We start from the raw sequence: 24,367 nt of genomic DNA on the forward strand, positions 1-24,367 counted from the left end.
GCATGATCTTCCTGATCCTGCAAGACAAACAACTGTTATGTATTTTTATCGCTTTTATCATTACATTTATCACAGCTTTCTATCTGAATAATAAGAGAAAAAGAGACATAAGTTGCTTGCTTGTTATGACATAATGTTTTGATATGTTGATCTATTTCATGATCCTGTAATGCTTCAATTGCACCACAGTGATTACAGATAAAACGAGCATAATGATCAAACTGTTTTAAAGAAAAAAGAGATTGCTCCATATCCACTTTATAGCGCTGTAATAAACCTGCTGTTTGAAATAATTTCAGACTAGAATAGATGGTGCCGATATTAATGCGATCATTCATTTGTAATGAAATATTCTCTATATCATAAGCTGTCAGCTCACGTTTTGCATGTTTAAGAATCCGATAAATCACCAACCTTGCATGTGTTACTTTAATATTAGCTTGTCTTAATGTATCTCGAATTTCATTAAATTCCTGGCGATCTTGCATTATCCTCATTAACCCCATAATTAAATCTTAAATTCAGTTAGATAGAAACAATGTAGTGTCTCTACTATATATGACGAATGAGATTGAGAATAAGCTCATGTTTTCGTGTTATTTTTTGTAAATATTATAATTTTTAATCTATATCTCAGCACTGATTAAAATATTAGAGAAATTTTTCCTATTGGATATTTTTTCATCGGCATGTTAAAATGCGATGCAAATGCAATACATTTCTAGCCTAACAAGGATATTTAACAATGAAAACAGCATCTTTTCCTTCATTAAGAGTAGAACCCAAATTACGCCAAGACACAGAAAGTGTATTATATGACAATGAAAGCTTGTCGCAATTTATTGAAAGTGCAGTACGGCAACAGGTTGAACTACGTAAAGCAAATACCGAGTTTTTAGCTCGTGGTCTAGCCTCTCGTGATAATGCCCGACAAACAGGTCAATATGTCGAGGCTGTTGATGTACTCGAAAAGCTACAAAATCGTCTTGACCAACATAAAGCAAAGCACACAACAAAATGAACCTTTATCAAGTCCGCTTTACTATCGATGCCGAAAATGATTTATTACGTTTATATGATTTTCTATTGCAACAAAGCATTGATGTTCATTTGGCTAAACAAGCTTTAACTAATATTCAGCAAGCCATTCAATTACTGGAAAAATTCCCTTTTTCTTGCCGCAAAGCAGAATCAAATAATCCATATCTTCGGGAATTGTTAATTCCTTTTGGTGAATCTGGCTATGTCGCTTTATTTGAAATTGAAGCAAACCTGATCGTGACTATTTTGGCAGTACGCCATCAACGAGAATCTGATTATCATTAGTCGATTTAAAAATGTGCTTTCAATCTATAAATTCCCTATTTTAATTTGTTCACTTTTCTGAATCCCACTAAATATCCTTTTCTCAAAGCTAACTTTCACCGACATCTTTTTAGATTATGGATTGTACCGAATAAGAGTTTAATCATATATTTTTAAATCTCCCTTAACTACTCTTTGTAAAAGAGAGAGCGTTACGAATCCAAAACTGCATTAGATACCTTGCGAAGTACACTTCTCCTCCCTCCTTTTTTAAAAGGAGGGTTAGGGAGGATTATATTAAGGGACTTGCTTTTAAAGCTTACCCATTCATTCTTAAAGTGACCATTACATTGATTGGCTCGCCAAAAAGCACGCCGCCATCACTATATATCTGTGAGTTATTGCTTGATATAAATTACCATGTAACTTTTAAAGCCAGTACGCCATTCCTTACCTCACCTATACTTGCCCATGAACCACTTGATGCCCAATATTTTTTATTCAAAAGATTATTAATATTGCCATTCACTATTGCATCATGACCACCCAATTTGAATTTATATGAAGCCCCCACATTCACCAATGTATAAGCAGGAACTTCGACTATATTGGCAGTACTAGTATATGACTCACCATTATAACGGATATTACCATGCAGGCTTAATCCTTCAACGCTATCTACCGTATATTCGGCATTGGCAACCCCCGACCATTTGGCAACACCTGCCGGCTGATGACCTTTTGTTGCTTTATTCGCTTCTGATACCTGATCAATACTAGCATCCAGATACATCATTCCCATACCAAGTTTTAATGTATCAATTGGCTTGTAATTACCATTTAGCTCAAGACCTGTATAGTTAGTTAAACCGTCCTGAGTTAAATAAGTTAAACCATTCCGAATACTATCCATTGTAGCGGCACGTTCCATTTTAAATAAAGCCGCAGTTAAACCAAATGGTTGAGCATCATATTTCACCCCAATCTCATACTGTTTACTGACCGTAGCATCTAGAACTTCACCAGCATTGGCATAGGTTGCACCCACAACTGAACCTGATTCCAGACTTTCAACATAACTTGCATATAATGTTGCTTCAGGTAATGGTTTATAGAGTAGTGCAACGGTAGGTGTGGTGGCTTTGGTATTGTAGCCCACAGCACTATTTAAGGCTTCACTGTCATAATAGGTATGGCGTAACCCTAAAATAGTTTGCCATTGCTCATTAAATTTAATGGTATCGCTGATATAGCCATAGGTTTGAGCTGTTTCTGAACTTTTGGGTTTAAAGCTATAATCAGGTTTTCGTGTGATAATATAACTTTGGTCTTGATAAAGATTGCCATTAAAAACATTTCCCCAATAACTATCTTTTCCACTTTGATAAGTACTTACTGTATATCCAATTCCTGCAACAAGATCATGCTGAATCACGCCTGTATTCAAATGTCCCATAAGCATTAATTGATTCAGAGTACTTTTATCCAGGCCTGCAAATTGATATAAGTTTCCCCGATAGTCGCCTGCATTATTAAGCAGATAATCAAATACCAAATTAGAATGGTGCTCTTTTCGTGTATAACCTAGTTGATACTTGAGTGCCCAATTTTCATTGATTTTCCAATCTAGCCCAGTAAAAGCATTGAATGTATTGGTTTTATAAAAAGAGTTATTAATGGTTAGATGATCATAATCATAAGTCACTTTAGGAAAACCATTAGTGAGTGATCCAAAGCTAAATATCGGTGGTTCATGTTCTGTTTTATTATTTTCATAGATAAAATTAGCTGTCCAGTTGATATTGTCGGTAAGCTTTTTATCTAATGCCAATGAGGTGATCAAACGGTTCTGATCAGCAGTATTATAAGCCTCACCTTTATCACCACCAATTACAAAACGGTAACCTAAATCAACTGCATCAATGTAGTCACTGGTATCAATTAAAGCCGTCACCATAGCTGGATTACGATAACTCACCTCAAGGCTAGTTTCCGGAGTTGCTTTAGGTCGTTTAAGCTGGTAACTAATCGCACCACCCGGTGAGCCAAAACCATACATAAAGCCGGTTAAACCTTTTAAGACCGTTACACTTTCCGCAGCTTCTGCCGGGAAATCCCCACCCCAATGTAAAGACATCGGAAAACCATCAATATAGTAATTACTGACGCCAAGCCCACGAACTGCGGTTCCCCACCAGTCTGTTGCCATCGCAGCACTCTGGCTATATACAGCAGGATCATTAATAAAAATTTGTCCTAATGTTTTAGCCCCACGCTTACTAATATCATCACTCTCTACGACAGTGACAGAAAATGGTGTATCCAGAATGGATTTACTACCTAATGCTCCTGATTGTGTAATTTTCTTCAAACCGTGCTGTTCGGATTCTGCAACCACGGCAATCACTGGTAACTGATTTACAGCATTAAGACCTGCCCTACTATTTGCTTGTCCACTTGCATTCACATCAATTGGCTTTAACTGCCCCATATCCCGAACTTGTTGTTTTGCTGCCACAGTTTTTGCAACCAAGGTATAACCATTTGTCACTTTTTGGATCTGAAATGGTGTTTGTGCCAATAACTGATTAAAACCGTCTTCTATCGAATAACTGCCTTGTAAACCTGCTGTTTGATAAGCTGCCAACGCGTGTCCATCCAGAATTAGATTGACATTATGTTGTAAAGCAAATTGACTTAATGCCCGATTTAAATCCCCTGCCGCAATATTGACTGTAATCTGTGCATGAGCAATCGTTGTCATGCCTGCCCCCATCGTTATAGCAGCAAAATGGATTGATAAAACCAAGGGCTTAAAACGTGTAAGTAATATTGAGCGCATGTTCAATTCCTCATCATTATATTTGCTCTACACACTTAGACGATCCACATTCAAAAAACGGAAAAGTTTTTTAGATTATTTTTTAAATTAAACTTTATCTATTTGTTATATATTATATTTTTATGAAAAGTAATATTAAGGGCATGGTTATTGAAAAAGCTGAATTAGCCAGTGAAAATGATATCGAATAATTTTAACACCTATTTCTGCCTTAAAATATATACACGGTTTTTGACAAAAATCATCGTCAGTTTTTCTTAATGCTTGTTATATATTGCGAATACTTTGAGATTTCCAGCCCAATATGCTCACTTAATAACTGCAAAGCCACTTCGGGTTGGTCGAGCGGCAATACTGCTGTAACCTTAAACTGCTGTAAATTTTCTTTGGAATAAACATAATAACTATTCTGATAACTCGCCAGAATCTGTAAAACCTGATCCAGCGGCATATTATTGACCACCAGTTTTTTACTTTCCCAAGCCTGTGATAAGACGTCGGGCGAATTTTCTTCTACAATAATTTTCCCATGATTCAGATTCAGGGTTTGTCCTGTTTTTAAAATAAAGCTTTGACTTTCTTCACTGGCATTAATTCTGGTCTTCGATTCCAGCATACTGACAATGGTTAAATTATCACGATGTTGTACGATAAAGCGTGTACCCAATGCCTGAATGGTGCTGTGTCCCACTTTCACCACAAAAGGGCGATTGGCATCTTTTGCTACATCAATCAAAATATTTCCCTGTAGTAGCGCAATGGTTCTTTGCTGCGCTGTATATTCAATATTATAAACAGTTTTACCTGAGGCCTGAATTGTACTTGAATCGTCCAACATCTGTTGTTGCCATGCCTGGGCCTGATTTTTTACATCTGCCGTCCAAAACTGCCATGGCAAGGCATAAAGTAGTCCACAAAATAGTAATAACAGGATAAATGCTGAGAAATGTGGTGGTAATTTGCTTTTTTTACCCAATACCTTATCTTGAATAATGGGATGCTGACTATCAATATTATGCTGTTGTAATGACTGTACACCCCGAATAAGACGATCAAGTTTTTCAAAAGCGTGCAGATGTTCAGGACTTTGTTGTTTCCATTGTTCCAGTGCAGCTAGATCTTCTGCACCACATTGGTCGGTGCTCAGTTTCACCACCCATTCGGCGGCTTGCTCAGCAATTATTTCCTGTTCTGATTTCATCAAAATTATGTTTCATCATTTAAAGCAGGCATACGTTGTTGAAAATGCAATAAGGCTTTTACCAGTTCATTATGAACGGTTTTTGGATGCACCTCCAATTTTTCGGCAATATAATTTAATTTTTCGCCGTCCAGATAATGCCAGATAAAAATCTTTTGTGTCCGCTCCGGCAATTTTTCTAACAATGCTGCCAGTTGCTCCAGTAACTGTATCGCAATCAAGATTTTTTCCGGCGAAATTTCATTACAAAACTGTTGCTGTTCCAGATGAGCTAAATATGCCTGTTCAATTTTATTATGTCGTGAATAATCAATTAGAATACGTTTGGCAACTGTGGTTAAAAATGCTTTGGGTTGTTCAAGTTGTAAGATATTTTTCTGACTAAGTAATTTGGTAAAAGTATCCTGTAGCACATCTTCTGCACGTTCTGCCGATCCTAGTTTTTGATAAAGCCATACATATAACCAGCGGCGATGTTCCTGATACAGGCCAGCAATATATTTTTGTATGACAAGATTCTGATACATAATCTCAAGCAGATAATATTTGAATCAATATTTTAAACGTAATGAATATGATTATCAATTAATAGATGTTTTCCTGGAATAAATCTTTTTACCTTGTCGCTATACATCGCTATATCAGCAATGTCTTCAGTGCAAACTTTAGCTCTTTTACGGTTTTTGTACTGTTTTTATGATGTTATTGATTTAACAAATCCTCATGTATCTAGATGCAAGATACATGAGGATCAAGTAAAGAATTTTAATTATAGCGGTTTTACCACGTGTGATCTGTTGAGCTTGCTTTTTATCCATCGTGACAGCAATTCAATATAGAGAAAAATCACTGGTGTGGTAAACAAAGTCAAAAATTGCCCTAAAGCCAATCCGCCAACAATTGCAATACCCAAGGGTTGACGGATTTCCGAGCCCTCCCCAATGCCCATTGCCAATGGAATTGCACCAATCAGTGCGGCAAAATTGGTCATCAGAATCGGACGAAAACGTAATTGAGCTGCGGTAACGATGGCATCAAATGGTGTTGCACCCAACTTTTGCTGCTTTAAGGCAAAATCAATTAATAAAATCGCATTTTTCACCACAATACCAATGAGCAGGAACATACCCAGCATAGCAATTAAGCTAAATGGCATACCAATCAGCCATAAAGTCATCAATGCCCCAACAGCAACTGCGGGAATGGTCGACAATATGGTCAAAGGATGCGCCAGATTTTCATAGCTGATTCCCAGTACAATATACATCAACACTACGACGGTAAATACGATCCATGGCATAGAAAGTCCAGATTGTAGGTTTTCTTCTTCCACATCACGATCGGTCATGACAAAAATATCCTGAGGCAACATGACCTGTGCCAGTACGCCACGAATTGCTTGATCAGCCTGTTCATAGCTGTATCCGGTTTTAACCACATAACCAATCCCCATTGCAGCAAATTGATTACGACGCTGTACACGGTCATTGGCAATACCATAATGCCATGTCGCAAAATTGGTCAATGGCACATGCTGTCCCTGCTGGTTCAACACCTGTACCTGCGCCAAAGATTCAGGATGTTCGGTAAAGCGTTTGTCCACTTCCATCACCACATGAAACTGATTCTGCTCCTGAAAAATGGTACTCACCTGACGCTGTGAAAATGAATTATTGAGAACACTGGCAATATCCCGCATTTCTACACCCAAGCGCTTGGCTGCTTCCCGATCAATATCCAGTGTGACATGCTGTGCGCCTTCATCACCGATGGTTTCAACCTCTTCCAGTTCCGGCAGTTTTTCCATTTCTGCGGCAACAATCGGCGCCCATTTGCGTAAATCCGATACATTATCAGCCTGTAATAACAGCATATATTCATTGGCATTATCACTGGAAAAAGGATTATCCAACTGTAAGTCCTGATCAACCCGTGCAGAAAATACTGCACCTGATTGCCACGGAGCTTCTCGTTTTAAACGTTCTGATATCTGCTTCGACGACAGACCTCCACGTTCATTTTTAGGTTTAAGGTTAATCAATAAACCAGCATTGGTAGTTCCCATGGTGCCGGACGTACCTATCACATTTTCTACTGCTGGATCGGCAAGAATATGATCGGAAAATACTTTGATTTTGGGTTGCATCACTTGATAAGAGAAACCATCATCGCCACGGATAAATGCCGATAATCGCCCGGTATCCTGCTCGGGGATCATGATTTGCGGTAAAGATGTATATAAATAATAGGATGTGCCAATTGCACCTAGCCACAATGCAATAATGACATAACCATGTTTTAACGACCAAATAAGAGATTGGTGATAGATACGTAATAACTGTTGAACCAGACTTTGGCTAAACCGGTACAGTTTCGAAGGTTTTTCACTATGCAGCGGCTTAAAGATTTTTACCGATAACCCGGGAATCAGCGTTAATGCGACAATTACCGATAAAATAATGGTAAAAACCAACGTCAAAGAAAATTCTCTAAATAACCGTTCAATCACACCACCAGTAAATAAAATCGCAACAAAAATCACAATTAAGGTCAGATTCATCGCAATCAGGGTCAGACCAACTTCCTGTGTGCCTTTTAAAGTCGCTTGTAGTGGATTTACACCTGCTTCTATATGACGCTCAATATTTTCCAGTACCACAATGGCATCATCGATTACCAGACCAATCGCCACAATCAAAGCCATAATGGAAAGATTGTTCAGCGAAAATCCTGCCAGATAAATCACACTGAATACACCAATTAAGGTCACGATCATGGCAACTGTCGGCATAATGGCACTGCGTAAACGCCCCAAGAGTAAACAAATAATTAGTACAACCAGTACAATTGAAAAAAGTAAGGTATCCCGTGCTTCGTTTAAACCACTACGAATCACATCAGAACTGTCCATTACAATGGTGAGTTTGCTGTCTGCCGGAATCAAGGCCTGTAAAAAAGGCAGTTTTGCCTTGATATGGTCAATAGTCGCTACGGTATTGGCATTCGGTTGGCGACTAATCATCATAATCACCGCAGTTTTGCCATTATGAAAACCACTGACATAGCGGTTTTCTACCGAATCTGAGACCTCGGCAACATCCTTCAATCGCACCAATTGATTGCCATTACGATGCACAATGATATTGGCAAACTGCGCTGCATTAAGTGAATTTGCAGCCAGTTGCACCTGCCAGCGTAGCGCATCATGTTCTAAAATCCCGACAGGTTGAATGCGGTTACTATTGGCAATCGCCAAACGAACTTGCTCTAATGAAACACCCTGATTCATTAATGCTTTGGAGTTGACCACCACACGCACCGCAGGCATGGAAGCACCATTGATTTCAACTTCGCCTACACCCTGTATTTGTGCCAGATGCGGTAGGATTTTATTGGTAGCGATCTCATATAAGCGACTTGGAGAGAGATTCTCCGAGCTAAACGCCAGATAAAATATCGGCTGCTGACTGGGATTAACTTTATAATATTGCGGTGGACTGGGCATACCCGAGGGCAATTGTGGGATTGCAGTATTAATCGCTGCTTGTACTTCCCGTGCAGCTTCATTAATGTCGGTATCAAGGGCAAAATGTAAAATGACCTGTGTTGCACCCTGATTACTTGATGAATCAATTGCTTTAACTCCAGCTACCCCAACCATGGCACGTTCCAGTGGCGTCGCCACCGTTGCCGCCATACTTTCCGGACTGGCACCCGGCAAATTTGCGCGTACCACAATGGTCGGAATATCTGCCTGTGGCAAAGATGCAACTGGCATTTTAAAATAAGCCAGTACACCCAGTAAAATAATGGCAATCGCAAATAAAAAACTGGCAACAGGACGATGAATAAATGTGGCACTGAGATTCAAGGCACCACCTCCGGTACATCTTCCTGTCTGGCTTGACTGGCAAAACGATCAAAGAATAAATACACCACTGGCGTGGTAAATAAAGTTAGAAATTGACTGACAATCAACCCTCCGACCATCACCAGCCCAAGGGGTTGCCGTAACTCGGCTCCAGAACCCGATGCCAGCATCAATGGAATCGCCCCGACTAATGCGGCCATGGTGGTCATGAGAATCGGTCTAAAACGTAACAATGCCGCCTGATAAATTGCCTGTTCGGCAGGTAGACCCTGTTCACGCTGTGCTGCCAACGCAAAATCCACCATCATGATGCCGTTCTTTTTAACCAGACCAATTAACAAAATAATCCCGATCAATGCAATCATGTCGAGTGGCTGATTCATCAGAAATAATGCCAGAAGTGCCCCAATTGCAGCAGATGGCAAGGTAGAAAGAATAGTGACCGGATGAATAAAGCTTTCATATAACATGCCCAGTACAATATACATGGTCACAATGGCAGCCACCACCAGCCAGAAAGTATGATCCAGTGAACTTTCAAATGCTGCCGCAGCACCCTGTAAATCCAGTGCAACTTCCGGCGGTAAATTTAGTTGTTGTTGAACTCGCTCGATGGCGTCGATAGCCTTACCCAAAGCCACACCATCTTTCACATTAAATGAAATGGTGGTTGCCGGGAATTGCCCCTGTTGCTGGATAATTGTCGGGGCAGTTTTTTGTTCAATGCTAGCAATCGCAGATAACAGAATCGGCTGATTTTGGTCATTCTTGATATAGGTTTGTGCCAGACTTTCAATGCCAGTGGCATATTGTGAATCGACTTCCAGAACGATCCGATATTGATTGGACTGAGTATAGAGGGTAGCAATCTGCCGCTGAGCATAAGCACTTTGTAATGCTTCGCTGATGTCCTGAAGATTTACCCCCAAACGTGCCGCAGCATCACGATTAACTTCAATATAAGCCTGTAAACCCTGTCCGGCAGTATCACTGGTAACATCGGCAAATTCAGGTTGCATACGCAAACCATCAACTACCTTATTCTGCCATTGCTGCAAGGTATCAATATCCGGTGCCGATAAACTTACCTGATATTGTGTTCGGCTAATTTTATCCTCGATGCTCAATTCTTGTACGGGTTGCATCCATGCCTTGATTCCCTGTACCTGTGCCAGATCTTGTCTTAAACGATCAATGATTTGATGAACATTATCACGCTCGCCATGCACTTTGAGGTTAATCAATATTCGCCCATTACTGAGCTTGGGATTATTGGCATCCACACCAATAAATGAGGACAAACTTGCCACATCTCGATCTTTTAAAATCTGTGCCGCCAAAGCCTGTTGGCGATCACTCATGGCCTGAAAAGAAATCGAATCCGGTGCTTCTGTCACCACCTGAATCACGCCACTGTCCTGCACCGGGAAGAATCCTTTGGGAATCCACCAATACAATGCCCCTGCCAAAATTATCGTAGATAACATGACCATTAATGTCAGGGGCTGATGTTTTAAAACCCATTTTAATGCCCGAGCATAGCCTTCGATGGTTTTATCCAGAAACTTATTTTTTGTCTGTGCCACGTCTTGTTTTTCACGTGGCTTTTTTAAAATATAGGCACACATCATCGGGGTCAGGGTTAATGACACCACCAAGGAAATCGCAATCGCCACCGCCAGCGTAATTGCAAATTCATGAAATAAACGCCCCACCACATCACCCATAAATAATAATGGAATAAGGACTGCGATCAAGGAGATGGTGAGGGAAATCAGGGTAAAACCAATTTCCTTGGCACCTTTTAAAGCCGCATTTAAGCGTGTTTCCCCTGCTTTTCCATCATGTCCTTCATAATGCCGCGCAATATTTTCCAGCATCACAATGGCATCATCGACGACAAATCCCGTGGCAATGGTCAGTGCCATCAAGGTCAGGTTATTCACCGAAAAACCCAGAAAGTACATGGCAACAAAGGTACCGATAATAGATAAAGGGACTGCAATACTCGGAATCAAGGTGGCCGATAAATTACGTAAAAACAGGAAAGTGACCAACACCACCAGACTCACTGCAAACACCAGTTCTTTTTGTACATGCTTGATTGAACTGCGAATACTCTCAGTACGGTCAGTTAAAATATTGATCTGAACATTTTCCGGTAAGGTTTTGGCCAGTTCCGGCAAAATGCTTTTAATCTGATCAGCAACCTCAATCACATTGGCATTGGGTTGACGCTGTACATTAATCAAAATCGCATTTTGGGCATTGGCCCATGCTGCCATATAACGATCTTCACTGGCTTCACTAATTTTTGCTACATCTTGAAGTCGTATCGCAGCGCCATCTCGCCATGCCACGATTAGATTTTGATAATCGGCGATAGAACGAATCTGATCATTGGCATCCAGCATCGTGGTACGAAACTCACCATCAAAGCTGCCTTTAGGCTGATTGACATTAGCGGCTACAATCGCCTGCCGCACATCATCGGCGGTCAGTTTTAATGCAGTTAAAGCATTGGGATTGACCTGAACCCGAATTGCTGGTCGTTGTCCACCGGCAAGACTAACCATACCCACACCGGATAATTGCGACAATTTTTGTGCAACTCGGGTATCGACCATGTCATATACGGTAGACAATGGCAATGTTGGTGATGTCACCGACAACGTAATCACCGGAACATCGGCAGGATTAACCTTGCGATAAATTGGTGGAGTCGGTAAATCATCAGGTAGATTACTACTTGCGGTATTTAATGCCGCCTGCACTTCCTGTTCAACCACGCCAAGTTCAGATGCCAGATCAAACTGTAAGGTCAGTACCGACGCGCCCAAAGAACTGGTAGAGGACATTTGTTTCAGCCCTGCAATTTTTCCCATTTCTTTTTCAAGTGGTGCAGTAATGGTACGCTGTACTGTGTCGGGATTTGAACCGGACTGAAAAGTAAAGACCTGAATAATCGGATAATCGACCTGTGGCAATGCTGATACGGGTAATAATCGCCACAATAACAAACCGCTAAAAAGCAATGCCAGCATACATAATGTGGTGGCAATCGGCCGAAGAATAAAGATTCTGGAAATATTCATCAGCCTGTCTGCCCTTGCGATACAGGTTCTACAGGAAGAATATTTTGTCCGGCTTGTTCAGCTTGCTCATTTAAAATCCTGACTTCCCGATCTTCAGAAAGTCGGTCTATGCCTTCTAAAACGACTTTTTCATTGCCACTTAGCCCGGATAAGACTTGTGTCTTACCGCCTGTACTCATGCCCAGTTGCAACATTTTAATATAGGCCTTATCTTTCCCATCTTCTTTATCTTTATCAACAATATAAACATAGCTACCTTTGGCACCATGCTGAATTGCATCACTCGGAACAGTCACTGCATTGGCAATAGTTTGTGCCTGAATCCGTACATTGACAAACTGATTGGCAAAAAGTTGTTTATTCTGATTGGGAAAGATTGCTTTAAGTTTTAAAGTGCCAGTACTGGCATCAATTTGATTATCCAGCGCAAATAATGTGCCTTGTGCCAGTTGTTTTTGTTCCTGACGATCCCATGCTTCAACCTGTAACTTTTGTTGAGCTTGTACACTGTCACGAATTAAATCCAGATAATTTTCAGCCAGCGCAAATTCCACATAAATCGGTGTAGCCTGGGTAATGGTGACCAAGCCAGTTTCATCATTGGCCTGAATTAAATTGCCAATATCTTTTTGTCTAAACCCAACCTGACCAGAGATCGGCGCATAAATCTTGCTATAAGACAATTGTAATCGGGCAGAATCCACTTGTGCCTGATAAGCTTTGGATTGCCCTTTGAGTTGACTCACCAACGATTGCTGCTGATCCACTTCCTGTCTGGAAATCGCATCTTGTTTCAGCATGGTCTGGTTCCGCAACAATTCGGCCTGTGCATGTTGTAGTTGGGCCAGATGTTGCTGCTGATTACCCAATGCCTGATCCAATGCCACCTGTAATGGTACCGGATCAATTTGTGCCAGAAGCTGCCCTTTTTGTACCGAATCACCATCCTTAAAATAGAGTGCCTCTAATACCCCTGAAACACGACTTTGTACCGTTACTGCCTGTGTTGGCACTGCTGTACCCACCGCTTTCAATTCAAGCTGCAAATCCCCACGCGATAAAGGCACAACACGAACAGGTACAGGCTGTGACCATTGACTAAACTCTTTTTCTTTTTTCTGGCTAGGTGCCAACACAAATTTCCAGATCAGCCCAGCACAAAGGATAAATAAAATTAAAATAAAAAAGAAAATCATCCATTTATTTCTCGGTCGAGGTTTTGTTTCACTGTTCGCATTCATATTTTGTTCAGACATAATAATCTCAAGATCAGAATAAACGGAAAATTTGTAAGCCAATCACCAATACGATTAAAGCTATGGTGATATACCATGCCCATTGCGGTTGATAAGCATAGATATAAATTAATAAACCCACGATAAATGTTGCAATCCCAAACCATGCTGCAATCCCAATTGCCATTCCCCATGCTGCAATACTGCTGATCATGGCCAAAATCAGAAATAACCAGCCTAATATACGTAGTACATAGATTTGCTTAGAAGTAATTTTTTGCCTGAATATTTCTTTAAAGACTTTATCTGTGGAAAGATTAAGACTCATCATGCCAACGTAAATACATGACAACGTACTTAGAAGATAAATCACATGTAAAGTCATGATTTATCTCCCGTATCGATCACAGGTGTTTTATCTGTCGGTATGGCAGCTTTAGATGCTTTTTTCACAGGTGCTTTGAGAATGGCATTACGTTTACGCCAGACCGCATAACTTATCCAGACAAATAGTAATCCAAGTAAAATAAAACCCAGATCAATACTGAACAAAGTCCAGTCCCGATACTGCCATGTCACCCATAATCCACGATCCGTGGTTAGGCCATTCACAACGGGTAATAATAAATAAGCCAGTGCGGTTAACAGCAACAACTCGAACCAGGCTTTGGGAATCGCACGGACAATGGCATAAATCAATGCAAATAAAATACATAGAAATAAGCTGTGCATTTCCCATGCAGCACGATTTTCCATTGCCACGGGTAATAAACGATTGGCCCAGAAATAAATGGCAATCCCTAGAGGCAAACCTGCAATTAAAGCAATATTTAAACGTTCAACCAAAGCATGGCCAAATGACATTTTACCGTTTTTAATTTGTTTTGGACGACGTTTAACAGTCCACAGCACCAGACCTGTTGCAATCATCGCTGTACCAACCAATCCTGTAATCACATACATCCAGCGTAGAAAAGGTGTTGCAAACCAGCCCACATGCAAGCCCAACAAGACATTGCCAAATTTCAATGCACCTTTTTCGGCTGTACTATCCTTATCGCCAATTTGCTGACCACTTGCCAAATCAAACTGTAATGGTGTCCCTCGGCTACGACCAATAAAATCATAATCCGATTTATAGAATTCTATTTTGGCCGGATCGCTGGCTTTTGCTGGATAAAAATTAACACTGCCAATGTTGTTTGGCCCCCATTGCTCTTTTACCTGATTAAAAGTCGTATTGACCTGTTGCCAGTTGGGGGCAGCATCTTTCATTAGCAGACTTTTTGTCGCTGTATCTGTAGAATAATATTGTGGATACAACTCGGCATAATAACGTTTCTGATTGTCCTCGCCAAAACCATAGACCAGTGGTACACCAAGTGGCATATAAGCATTGATAAAAAAGATCAGACCACTATATGTAATGACAATATGAAATGGCAATGCAATTACACTTAACACATTATGTCCATCTAACCATGAACGCTGACCTTTTGCACGCCGGAAAGTAAAGAAGTCTTTAAAAATTTTCTTGTGTGTAATGATTCCAGTAATAATGGCAACAAACATAAACATGGTACAAATGCCCACAATGCGGATTGCCCAGTCGTATGGAATATAATGCAAGGCATAATGCATAGCATACAATGCCCCGCCGCCGCCAGTTTCCCGTGGTTTTGCTTCCTGCTCAAACTTCTCGCCACTCATCGGGTTCAGATTTTCACGCTGGTATTTGCCATAACTTTCACCTTCTGCCGCTGGCATCGACCAATTGACATTTAACTGATCTCGCCCACGTTGTGCTGTAATAAAACTAATCCCCCAGCGCTCTGCCTGCTGTGCCTCCGGATTATTTTGTAGCCAGTGAAAAGCCTTTTGAAACTGATCATCGATATTCGGAATATTTTGTCCCTGTAAAGGACGTTCCGGCTGCATCCAGCGTGTAAGTTCGGACTGGACATAGCCTGCGGTACCGGTTAAAAACACAAAAAATAATACCCAGCCAACCACCAGCCCGGTCCATGTATGTAACCATGCCATACTCTGGCGAAAGCCTTCCTTCATACATTCCCCCAATATTTAAATAGTGCCACAAGCGATATTTGTACAATCAGTACAAGCAGCGTAAAACAGACTATGCGGGATAAAGATCGGGCACTAAATACATACAGGATATACAGCAACCAAATTACGAAGCTGAGTAATAAACCGCTATACGTCGCCATAGCCAACTGCCCGAAGGAGAAAAACGCAACGAGCGGAACGGTCAAATTGGCAATTGCAAAGCCTGCAAAAATTGCCAGTAAACATCGTGCCAATACCGTACAGCGATAAATCTGCAATTCACTTAACTGTGATAATCTGAATTTCATAGCAAAAACTTCATCATCTGCTCAGTGGGATTTAAGAACATCAGTTCTACTACTATTTACATAGACGAATGAGATTGAAAAAAAGCTCATAAAGAATTGTAAAGTATTGTATAATCCGAAACAGTATATAGTAATGATTATCATTATTACATATTTACTTGTTTAATAAATCAAAACAAGAGGCACGGATGATGAATATCCAATCAAAACATGTTTGGTTTCAGCAGATTTATCAAGCACATCATGCTACTTTGCTCAGGTGGTTTAATCGCAAACTAAATCATCACCAACAAGCCGAGGATTTAAGCCATGAGGTGTTTTATCGTATTTTAAAAAGTGAGCAGCATCAGCAAATCCAAGAACCCAAAGCCTGGTTACTCGGCATCGCCAAACATATCGTTATTGATCACTGGCGTAAACAACAGATTGAACGTTTATATTTAGATACGTTACATCATCTTCCGCAAGATTATTACCCTTCTGCCGAACATGAAGCCTGTATCAGGGAAAGTATTTATCAGGTGCATTGCATTCTGGAACAACTGCCTATTCGGGTTGCACAAACTTTTTTACTCGCACAACTTGATGGTTTAAACTACGCTCAAATTGCCGAGCGACTCAATATCTCTGAAACCACCGTGAAAAGAGATATGAAACTGGCTTTTTTGGCCTGCATGCAAATTGACCCATATGACTAATCCAGCCCAATGACAACAAAACAATCGATTGATCCCACTATCCTTGAAAAAGCTGCCGACTGGCTGGTTTTATTGCATTCCGGAGAAATGACTGAGCAACAACAGTTAGAGTTTCAACAATGGCAACAACAACATCCTGACCATCGGATTGCAATTGAACGTGCGACCCGATTTAATAAAAATTTTGCCAACCTACCTAATACCTTGAATATAAATCAGCTATTAAACTCAAAAACAACGCTACAACACACTATTCTGAAAAAATTTATCTGGATCTTATCACCTGTCGTGGCAACATGGCTTGCTTATCAATATTTACCATGGCAACTCTGGCAAGCCGATTTATCCAGCAAAACTGGAGAAGTGAAATCGATTACTCTAGAAGATGGTTCTAGCCTAACCTTAGGCAGCAATAGTTATGTCAATCTTCATTTTAATGACACCGTTCGTGAAATTGAACTCATTCAGGGTGAAATCTATATCGAAACGGCAAAACAACCGCCAAAGCATAAACGACCATTTATAGTAGAAACTCAATCAGGTGCTATACAAGCATTAGGTACCCGATTCAGCGTGCAACAGAATAAGCCAAGTAGCTCTACACTGGTCCACGTCTTTCAACATGCCGTTGCCATTGCACCTGATCAACAAACACATAGAACAATTCTTCAACAAGGAGAAATGGCACAATTTGATCAAGATCATATTCAGAAAGTGGAAAAATTACAGCAAACACAACCATATTGGACACAACATATACTGGTCGTTGAAAATAAGCCTTTGGATCAGGTTTTGACAGAAATTTACCGTTATCGACACGGTCAATATTTTATTGATGAAGCTGCAAAAAGTATCAAGGTTTCAGGTGTATTTTCCCTAAGAAATACTCAACAAAGTATTGAAACACTGGCTCAAACCTATGATTTAAAATTAAATTATTATAGTGATTATGTGCTTTATGTGAGCAAATAGAAACTTAAAATATGTTTTGATCATTATTTTTTTTTAATTTATTATTTTTCTCAATATCTTTGTGCTGGTACTGACTTGATATTTCTATCTCTTTTTAAAAAAATTTAATTTAAAAACAATACCATATAAAAATGATCAATAAATATATAAAATATTTTGAGAAAACATGACACTTTTTTTCAACTAAAACGACTTAATAAATGAAGCAATTCTTATTTAGGTTTTATTTATGAAACAGCGTATTGTTAAAACACATCTACAGCTTGCCATACAGGCAATTTTGCTTGGTGCGCCACTGATTTCAGCAATCGGCATTAGCCCTGCTGTGTATGCCAGCCCAATACAGCAATACAATATCGCTGGCGGTACATTGGTCAATGTACTACAACAATTTGCAATCCAGTCAAAACTCACCCTAGCCTATGAACCTCATAATTTAACGGAACAACAAAGTACAGGCTTAAATGGCAATTATACTGTTGAACAAGGATTACAAAGTTTATTGGCACCACATGGCTTACAAGCAATTAAACTTGATAATGGTGGATTTAGCATCCAGAAAATAAAAAATAACCAAACTAGCTCAAATACAACAGAAATCTTTCAATTAAAACCGATTATTCTCACTGCAACGCCCTCGAATCGTATGCAACAAAATAATAGTGATGTACAACAATTACCTGTGATTATTATTAAAGCTGATGAAAAAAATCCAACAACAGATGGTACAGGTTCTTATACAACACGTGCGACTACTGCTGCAACAGGTCTAAATCTAACTTTAAAAGAAACGCCGCAATTAGTCAGTGTTTATACACAACAACAAATGAAAGACCAAGGTTTGACACAATTAATGGATGTTGCAGCAATTGCAGCTGGTTTAAGTGTCAGCGCATCAGGTAATATTGGCTCTGACTCATCACCTGTTTATTCTCGCGGCTTTAGTGTGAATAATTATCTCTTAGATGGTACAAAATTACTCAATGGTTATTCGAGTATTTACCAAAGCCAAGATACTGCGATGTTCGATCGTGTCGAAATTGTGCGCGGGGCTTCTGGTTTGATGACAGGTTCAGGCACACCTAGTGCCAGTATTAATTTGGTCAGAAAAAAACCTGCACAAGATGTGCAAGCAAATATCAATATTACAGGTGGTAGTTGGGATTATTTTCGCGTGGATACAGATGCATCATCTCCATTAAATGAGGATGGAAGTATTCGTGGACGTGTAGTCATGTCTGCACAGCAAAATAATTCCTTTATTGATCGTTTAAAAGAAGACCGAAAGGTATTTTATGCTGTAGTTGAAGGTGATGTTTCACCTCAAACAACAACAAGTTTTGCCGTCAGTCATCAGGAAATAAATCAAGATGGTAGCTCTCGTGGTGGTCTACCTGCATGGTATAGTGATGGTACACGCACGAATTGGGCACGTTCAGATTCAGCAGCAGCAGAATGGGCATCTTCGGAACGTCATAACACTAGTTTTTTTGCAGATATTACACATCAATTTAATGATCAATGGTCAATAAAAAGTAGTCTATCACGCATAATTACAGATTCCGATGAAGTCATTGGTTATTTAGGTGGTACACCTGATCGTTTAACAGGTAAAGGTGCTGTTCTTTGGGCAACACGTTGGACATATAGACCCGTTCAAGATATGTTCTCAACACAATTAAATGGTGAGTTTTCATTATTTGGACAAGACCATCAACTTGTAGTTGGTACAACACTCGCAAAAAGTAAAAATGGTAAAAAACCATCTTTACAAAACTGGCCATCATTAAGCAATAGCACTTGGGATAATACGATTTCAAATATTTTTGAATGGGATGGCTCTAATCCCTCCCAACCTGACTTAGCAGTCTTGGGTTGGGGTGAGGAGGAAAATATTAATAATTCTATTTTTGCAGCATTTAGATTTAAGTTATCAGATCAATTAGCATTACTTACAGGTGCACGTGTAGAAGATTGGAAACGAGATACTACATCATATAGCTCAGCAACTGATGTTACAACAAAAACACATCGCCAAGAAACAGGTGAAGTTACACCTTATGCTGGCCTAGTTTTTGATTTAAATGATTATTGGTCAATTTATGGTAGCTATACAACAATCTTCACCCCTCAAACCACTATTGATATAAATGGTGATTATCTTGATCCTGAGACAGGGAATAGTTTTGAAACAGGCGTCAAAGGTGCATTTTTTAATAATATGCTAAATATCGGTGCTGCTGTTTATAAAACTAAGCAAGATAATAAAGCTATTGCAGTCAAAGCTGCCGATGGTACGAATTTGATGGTTAATGGACAACAAGCTTATGAAGCACTTGATGGTACACAAAGTAAAGGAATTGAATTAGAAATAACAGGCAAACTTGCAGAAGGCTGGCAAATTTCTACAAGTTTCTCACGTAATATCACTGTTGATCGTGACGACAATAAACTAAACACAACTGTACCGCAAAATACAGCACGATTATTTACGACTTATGTACTACCATATTTTAATAATGGAGCATTACAGATTGGTGGTGGGATACGTTGGCAAAGTGAAATGTATACACTTAACTCTGGACCCAACAAGGTCAAACTATCACAATCACCTGTAACACTTATAGATTTAATGGCACGTTATAAATTTAGCGAAAATTTATCAACCAATATTAATATTAGCAATCTTTTAGATGAAAAATATTATGCAACTGCGGGCAATAGCTATTATGGACAGCCGAGAAATGTCCGTATAGGTTTTTCATATAACTGGTAATATAATATGAAGCTAGACAATTTCGTCTAGCTTTATTTATGCACTAAATTTTAAAAAATAAAAAAATTATATAATTCAACAGTCTAAAAATAATTACATAAATTTACACAAAATAATGAGCTTTTTCCCAATCTCAATCGTCTTAGTATATAGAAACGATAAGTTTTCTTGCAGTATTTTAGAGTGCCTAAAAGCTTTAAATCGCATTATAACAATAAAGCTGTATCATATGATCTTACTGATCGTATCTTCATGCCACGCTCCAGTGGCTTTTTAATTTGAATTATACGCCGCGCCAATCCACTCTTGCATTACGTTCGGTTTCATAGATACGTTGGACATATTGTCCCAAAGGCAAAGCCAGTAATGCTTGTTGCAAAGATAATACCTCCTCAGAAATGTTATCCGGATTTGTCATTTCCCAAGGTGTCCCTACAATCATCAATACAGGTGCCAACATGCTACACACTGCAATATCGGCAAGGGTCAGTCTTTCCCCCACCAGATAACGTCCACCATTTTCAATGAGTGTCTGATTGAGATCGGCAGTCAATTGATCCAAACGCGATTTAGACTCTTGCACAGAGGTATCATTGATATTGTGAAATTTTTTAATTGCCATTTTCATCGCAGGGATAGAAACTTTTTCAAAATCCCGCATCATCCCTTTTTCACCAATGATAATATCCAAAGCTGCTTTATTATTATTTTGTAGAATATAGTGAAATAGCCAGCGACGCACATGTATGCCTAATTCCTGTGTGAGGCTGTCGATGCTTAGAATACTTTCACGTAAATCCGGTTCTTTACGAATTAATGTGAGTTCAGGATATTTGCTATCTAGATACAATGCAATCTGGCTTGAATCGGCAATCCAGTTATTTCCATCTTTCAGTACAGGTAATTGATATTGCCCTGTACGATAATGAATCATAATACGGTGTAATCCCGGTGCCAGATTTTGCGCAATATAATCAAGTTCCTTATGATCAAGTAGCCAGCGTGCCTTTTCACAAAAAAGAGAAAGTGGAAACTGATATAAAATGCGCATTGTTTCTCCATGTGGAATTATTTTATATTGGATCAATTGATTGAATATATTAATGGTTTTTTCATGTCATCGTAATGACTTTTTTTATGCATTTGCGCTTAATTGTTTATACTCTTGTAAGAAAGCGCAGAAAAACCAATCACAACCGATCTGGATTGCTTTAGATTTAAACCTGACTTTAGCCAACTTTTAAGGTAAGATTGGCAGCATTTCAACACAACGCTTATTATAGGTTTTTTCATGGGTTTTAACTGTGGAATTGTTGGTTTACCAAACGTGGGTAAATCTACTTTATTTAATGCATTAACAAAAGCTGCCATTGCCGCAGAAAACTTTCCTTTTTGTACAATTGAACCGAATACCGGGATTGTCCCTGTTCCAGATTCACGCCTTGATAAATTAGCAGAAATTGTCAAACCGCAGCGTATTTTACCAACCACCATGGAATTTGTAGATATTGCAGGTCTGGTTGCTGGTGCATCAAAAGGTGAAGGATTAGGAAACCAGTTTCTGGCGAATATTCGTGAAACCGATGCAATTGCCCATGTTGTGCGTTGTTTCGAAGATGAAAATGTTATTCATGTGAACGGAAAAATTGATCCTCTGGATGACATCGCAACCATTAACACCGAACTTGCCCTTGCAGATTTGGAAACCGTCAGCAAAGCGGTCACACGTCTGACTAAAGTGGCTAAAGGTGGTGATAAAGAAGCTGTAGCCACCAAAGCAGTACTGGAAAAATTACTACCTTTTCTAGATGAAGGTCGCCCTGCCCGCGCTGTCGATCTTTCTGATGATGAAAGAAAACTGATTCGTGGTTTTGGTTTACTTACTTTAAAACCGACCATGTATATCGCCAATGTGGCAGAAGATGGCTTTGAAAACAATCCTCATCTGGACGCGGTAAAACAGCTTGCAGTCAGTGAAAATGCTGTGGTTGTACCATTATGCAATCAGATTGAAGCAGAAATTTCTTTGCTGGAAGAAGATGAACGTGCTGAATTTCTGGAAGCTATGGGTATGCAGGAACCGGGACTGAATCTGGTGATTCGTGCTGGTTATGCATTACTTGGTTTACAGACTTACTTTACTGCGGGTGTACAAGAAGTTCGTGCATGGACAGTCAAAGTTGGCGCCACTGCACCACAGGCTGCGGGTGTGATTCATACCGATTTTGAAAAAGGCTTTATCCGTGCCGAAGTGATTGCCTATGAGGACTTTATCCAGTTCAATGGCGAAAATGGTGCCAAAGAAGCGGGTAAATGGCGACTAGAAGGCAAAACCTATATCGTTCAGGACGGTGATGTCATGCATTTCCGTTTTAATGTATAAAGGCTGGATATGTTGCATTGCATTTAGCTACTACATATTCATGATCTTAATCAAAAGAAAGCCATGCACTCATTGCATGGCTTTCTTTATTACTGCAAATAAAAACATTTATTGATTCGGAAAAACCATTTTTGCCGGTTGTACCACTTCATCAAATTGCTCGGCAGTTACCAGCCCCAGTTCAACAGCAACTTGCTTTAAGGATTTATTTTCCTTGTATGCTGTTTTTGCAACTTTGGCTGCATTTTCATAGCCAATCACAGGATTTAAAGCTGTCACTAGCATAAGTGAATTATGCAAGAAATGATCAATTTTTTCACGATTTGGCTCGATACCCACAGCACAGTGATCGTTAAAGCTATTGGCCGCATCACCCAACAACTGGATCGATTGCAACAAGTTAAATGCAATCACTGGCATAAACACATTCAGTTCAAAATTACCCGATGCGCCGGCAATATTAATGGTCGTATCGTTACCCAACACTTGTGCAACTACCATGGTCATGGCTTCACTTTGGGTTGGATTAACTTTACCCGGCATGATGCTTGAACCTGGTTCATTTTCCGGAATACGCAATTCACCCAAACCACAACGTGGACCACTCGCCAACCAACGCACATCATTGGCAATTTTGTTTAAACTTGCTGCAATAGTTTTTAATGCACCGGAAGCAAATACCGCAGCATCACGCCCTGCCAAAGCTTCAAATTTATTTGGCGCCGTAATAAATGGTAAACCGGTTAATTCAGCCAGTTTTTCTGCGGCTTTCTCTGCATATTCGGGATGTGCATTTAACCCCGTACCAACCGCTGTACCGCCTAAAGGCAATTCGTACAAACCACGAAGCGCATAATCCAGACGTTTTAAACCATGCTCAAGCTGGCTGACATAGCCACTAAACTCCTGACCTAAAGTCAGTGGTGTGGCATCCTGTAAATGGGTACGACCAATTTTGACAATATCCTTGAACGCTTCGGATTTCTCTGCCAATGTATTTTTAAGTCGGGTAATCGCCGGAATCAATAATTCATTGATTTGAAGTGCGGCAGCAACATGAATTGCTGTTGGAAAGGAGTCATTGGTAGATTGTGCGCGATTGACATGATCATTTGGATGCACCGGTTTTTGTGCACCAAGGGGTTGCCCTAATTTTTGATTGGCAACATTGGCAATCACTTCATTACAATTCATGTTACTTTGCGTACCAGAACCGGTTTGCCAAACGACAAGTGGGAATTGACTATCCCATCGTCCTGCAATCACTTCATCCGCCGCAGTTACAATTGAATCGGCAATCTCCTGTGGAATTTGATTTAAAGATGCATTGGTAATGGCAGCAGATTTTTTCACTAAACCCATTGCTCGAATCATGGCACGAGGCAAGCGTTCTTGACCAATTCTAAAGTTTTGTAAACTACGTTGAGTTTGTGCCCCCCATAGTGCTTCACTTGGTACTTCGACATCACCCATAGTGTCATGTTCAATACGTGTTGACATTTCGTCCTCTCCATTGTCTTGGGTTATTTGGATTGGCTGGCAACATGCAAAAAACATGTTTGGCTGGCTATAAGCAAATTAATGTTTCTGTTTGGATTAAGAAGCATTGATTTG

At 39.8% G+C, this 24,367-nt stretch carries 18 protein-coding genes; 6 read left to right on the top strand and 12 right to left on the bottom strand.

What is annotated here, in order from left to right:
* Positions 1 to 35: 35 nt before the first annotated feature.
* A complete protein-coding gene (locus tag CAP51_RS07235) occupies positions 36 to 488 on the bottom strand; it encodes a Fur family transcriptional regulator (protein WP_171294753.1) in 453 nt (150 codons plus the stop codon).
* 257 nt (positions 489 to 745) lie between these two features.
* Between CAP51_RS07235 and CAP51_RS07240 the strand changes: the two genes are divergently transcribed.
* Both CAP51_RS07240 and CAP51_RS07245 read left to right on the top strand, forming a co-directional pair.
* Positions 746 to 1,021 (top strand): YlcI/YnfO family protein, encoded by a 276-nt coding sequence (locus CAP51_RS07240; protein ID WP_087620083.1) that lies wholly within the window; start codon positions 746 to 748, stop codon positions 1,019 to 1,021.
* The gene (locus tag CAP51_RS07245) at positions 1,018 to 1,326 is read left to right on the top strand and encodes a type II toxin-antitoxin system RelE/ParE family toxin (RefSeq protein ID WP_087620084.1); all 309 of its coding nucleotides are present in this window, start codon (positions 1,018 to 1,020) and stop codon (positions 1,324 to 1,326) included. Before CAP51_RS07240 ends, CAP51_RS07245 begins: the two co-directional genes overlap by 4 nt.
* 394 nt (positions 1,327 to 1,720) lie before the next feature.
* On the opposite strand, the gene CAP51_RS07250 is transcribed toward CAP51_RS07245, so the two are convergent.
* The 9 genes from CAP51_RS07250 to CAP51_RS07290 form a co-directional block, all read right to left on the bottom strand.
* Positions 1,721 to 4,147, bottom strand: a complete 2,427-nt coding sequence (locus CAP51_RS07250; RefSeq protein WP_087620085.1) for a TonB-dependent siderophore receptor — start codon at positions 4,145 to 4,147, stop codon at positions 1,721 to 1,723.
* Positions 4,148 to 4,394: 247 nt separating this feature from the next.
* Positions 4,395 to 5,348 (bottom strand): FecR family protein, encoded by a 954-nt coding sequence (locus CAP51_RS07255; RefSeq protein ID WP_087620086.1) that lies wholly within the window; start codon positions 5,346 to 5,348, stop codon positions 4,395 to 4,397.
* A gap of 5 nt (positions 5,349 to 5,353) precedes the next feature.
* Positions 5,354 to 5,875 carry a sigma-70 family RNA polymerase sigma factor gene (locus CAP51_RS07260; protein WP_087620087.1) on the bottom strand — a complete coding sequence of 174 codons (522 nt, stop codon included), beginning with the start codon at positions 5,873 to 5,875 and terminating at the stop codon, positions 5,354 to 5,356.
* Positions 5,876 to 6,117: 242 nt separating this feature from the next.
* The gene (locus tag CAP51_RS07265) at positions 6,118 to 9,219 is read right to left on the bottom strand and encodes an efflux RND transporter permease subunit (RefSeq protein ID WP_087620088.1); all 3,102 of its coding nucleotides are present in this window, start codon (positions 9,217 to 9,219) and stop codon (positions 6,118 to 6,120) included.
* The gene (locus CAP51_RS07270; protein ID WP_087620089.1) at positions 9,216 to 12,314 is read right to left on the bottom strand and encodes a multidrug efflux RND transporter permease subunit; all 3,099 of its coding nucleotides are present in this window, start codon (positions 12,312 to 12,314) and stop codon (positions 9,216 to 9,218) included. Before CAP51_RS07270 ends, CAP51_RS07265 begins: the two co-directional genes overlap by 4 nt.
* On the bottom strand, positions 12,314 to 13,570 hold the full coding sequence (locus tag CAP51_RS07275) for an efflux RND transporter periplasmic adaptor subunit (protein ID WP_087620090.1): 1,257 nt from the start codon (positions 13,568 to 13,570) through the stop codon (positions 12,314 to 12,316). The genes CAP51_RS07270 and CAP51_RS07275 overlap by 1 nt, the downstream gene beginning before the upstream one ends.
* A 13-nt stretch (positions 13,571 to 13,583) precedes the next feature.
* Positions 13,584 to 13,934: a DUF3325 domain-containing protein gene (locus CAP51_RS07280; protein WP_087620091.1), complete on the bottom strand. Its 351-nt coding sequence runs from the start codon at positions 13,932 to 13,934 to the stop codon at positions 13,584 to 13,586.
* Positions 13,931 to 15,616, bottom strand: coding sequence for a PepSY-associated TM helix domain-containing protein (locus CAP51_RS07285; protein WP_087620092.1), 1,686 nt, complete (start codon positions 15,614 to 15,616; stop codon positions 13,931 to 13,933). The genes CAP51_RS07280 and CAP51_RS07285 overlap by 4 nt, the downstream gene beginning before the upstream one ends.
* Complete coding sequence (locus CAP51_RS07290) at positions 15,613 to 15,924, bottom strand: hypothetical protein (RefSeq protein ID WP_087620093.1); 312 nt, start codon at positions 15,922 to 15,924, stop codon at positions 15,613 to 15,615. Before CAP51_RS07290 ends, CAP51_RS07285 begins: the two co-directional genes overlap by 4 nt.
* Before the next feature lie 191 nt (positions 15,925 to 16,115).
* On the opposite strand from CAP51_RS07290, the gene CAP51_RS07295 reads away from it, so the two are divergent.
* The 3 genes from CAP51_RS07295 to CAP51_RS07305 all read left to right on the top strand — a co-directional run bounded on the left by CAP51_RS07295 (position 16,116) and on the right by CAP51_RS07305 (position 20,370).
* The gene (locus tag CAP51_RS07295; protein WP_087620094.1) at positions 16,116 to 16,622 is read left to right on the top strand and encodes a sigma-70 family RNA polymerase sigma factor; all 507 of its coding nucleotides are present in this window, start codon (positions 16,116 to 16,118) and stop codon (positions 16,620 to 16,622) included.
* Positions 16,623 to 16,631: 9 nt separating this feature from the next.
* A complete protein-coding gene (locus CAP51_RS07300; RefSeq protein ID WP_087620095.1) occupies positions 16,632 to 17,594 on the top strand; it encodes a FecR family protein in 963 nt (320 codons plus the stop codon).
* A gap of 229 nt (positions 17,595 to 17,823) precedes the next feature.
* Positions 17,824 to 20,370: a TonB-dependent siderophore receptor gene (locus CAP51_RS07305; protein ID WP_087620096.1), complete on the top strand. Its 2,547-nt coding sequence runs from the start codon at positions 17,824 to 17,826 to the stop codon at positions 20,368 to 20,370.
* Between the two features lie 283 nt (positions 20,371 to 20,653).
* On the opposite strand, the gene CAP51_RS07310 is transcribed toward CAP51_RS07305, so the two are convergent.
* Positions 20,654 to 21,421: a glutathione S-transferase family protein gene (locus CAP51_RS07310; RefSeq protein ID WP_087620097.1), complete on the bottom strand. Its 768-nt coding sequence runs from the start codon at positions 21,419 to 21,421 to the stop codon at positions 20,654 to 20,656.
* Positions 21,422 to 21,661: 240 nt separating this feature from the next.
* Between CAP51_RS07310 and ychF the strand changes: the two genes are divergently transcribed.
* A complete protein-coding gene (gene ychF / locus CAP51_RS07315) occupies positions 21,662 to 22,753 on the top strand; it encodes a redox-regulated ATPase YchF (protein WP_087620098.1) in 1,092 nt (363 codons plus the stop codon).
* Between the two features lie 108 nt (positions 22,754 to 22,861).
* Here the strand turns inward: ychF and fumC are convergent, their stop codons facing one another.
* Positions 22,862 to 24,253: a class II fumarate hydratase gene (gene fumC, locus CAP51_RS07320; protein ID WP_087620099.1), complete on the bottom strand. Its 1,392-nt coding sequence runs from the start codon at positions 24,251 to 24,253 to the stop codon at positions 22,862 to 22,864.
* Positions 24,254 to 24,367 lie beyond the last annotated feature (114 nt).

The sequence above is a fragment of the Acinetobacter populi genome (assembly GCF_002174125.1).
GTDB classification, from domain to species: domain Bacteria; phylum Pseudomonadota; class Gammaproteobacteria; order Pseudomonadales; family Moraxellaceae; genus Acinetobacter; species Acinetobacter populi.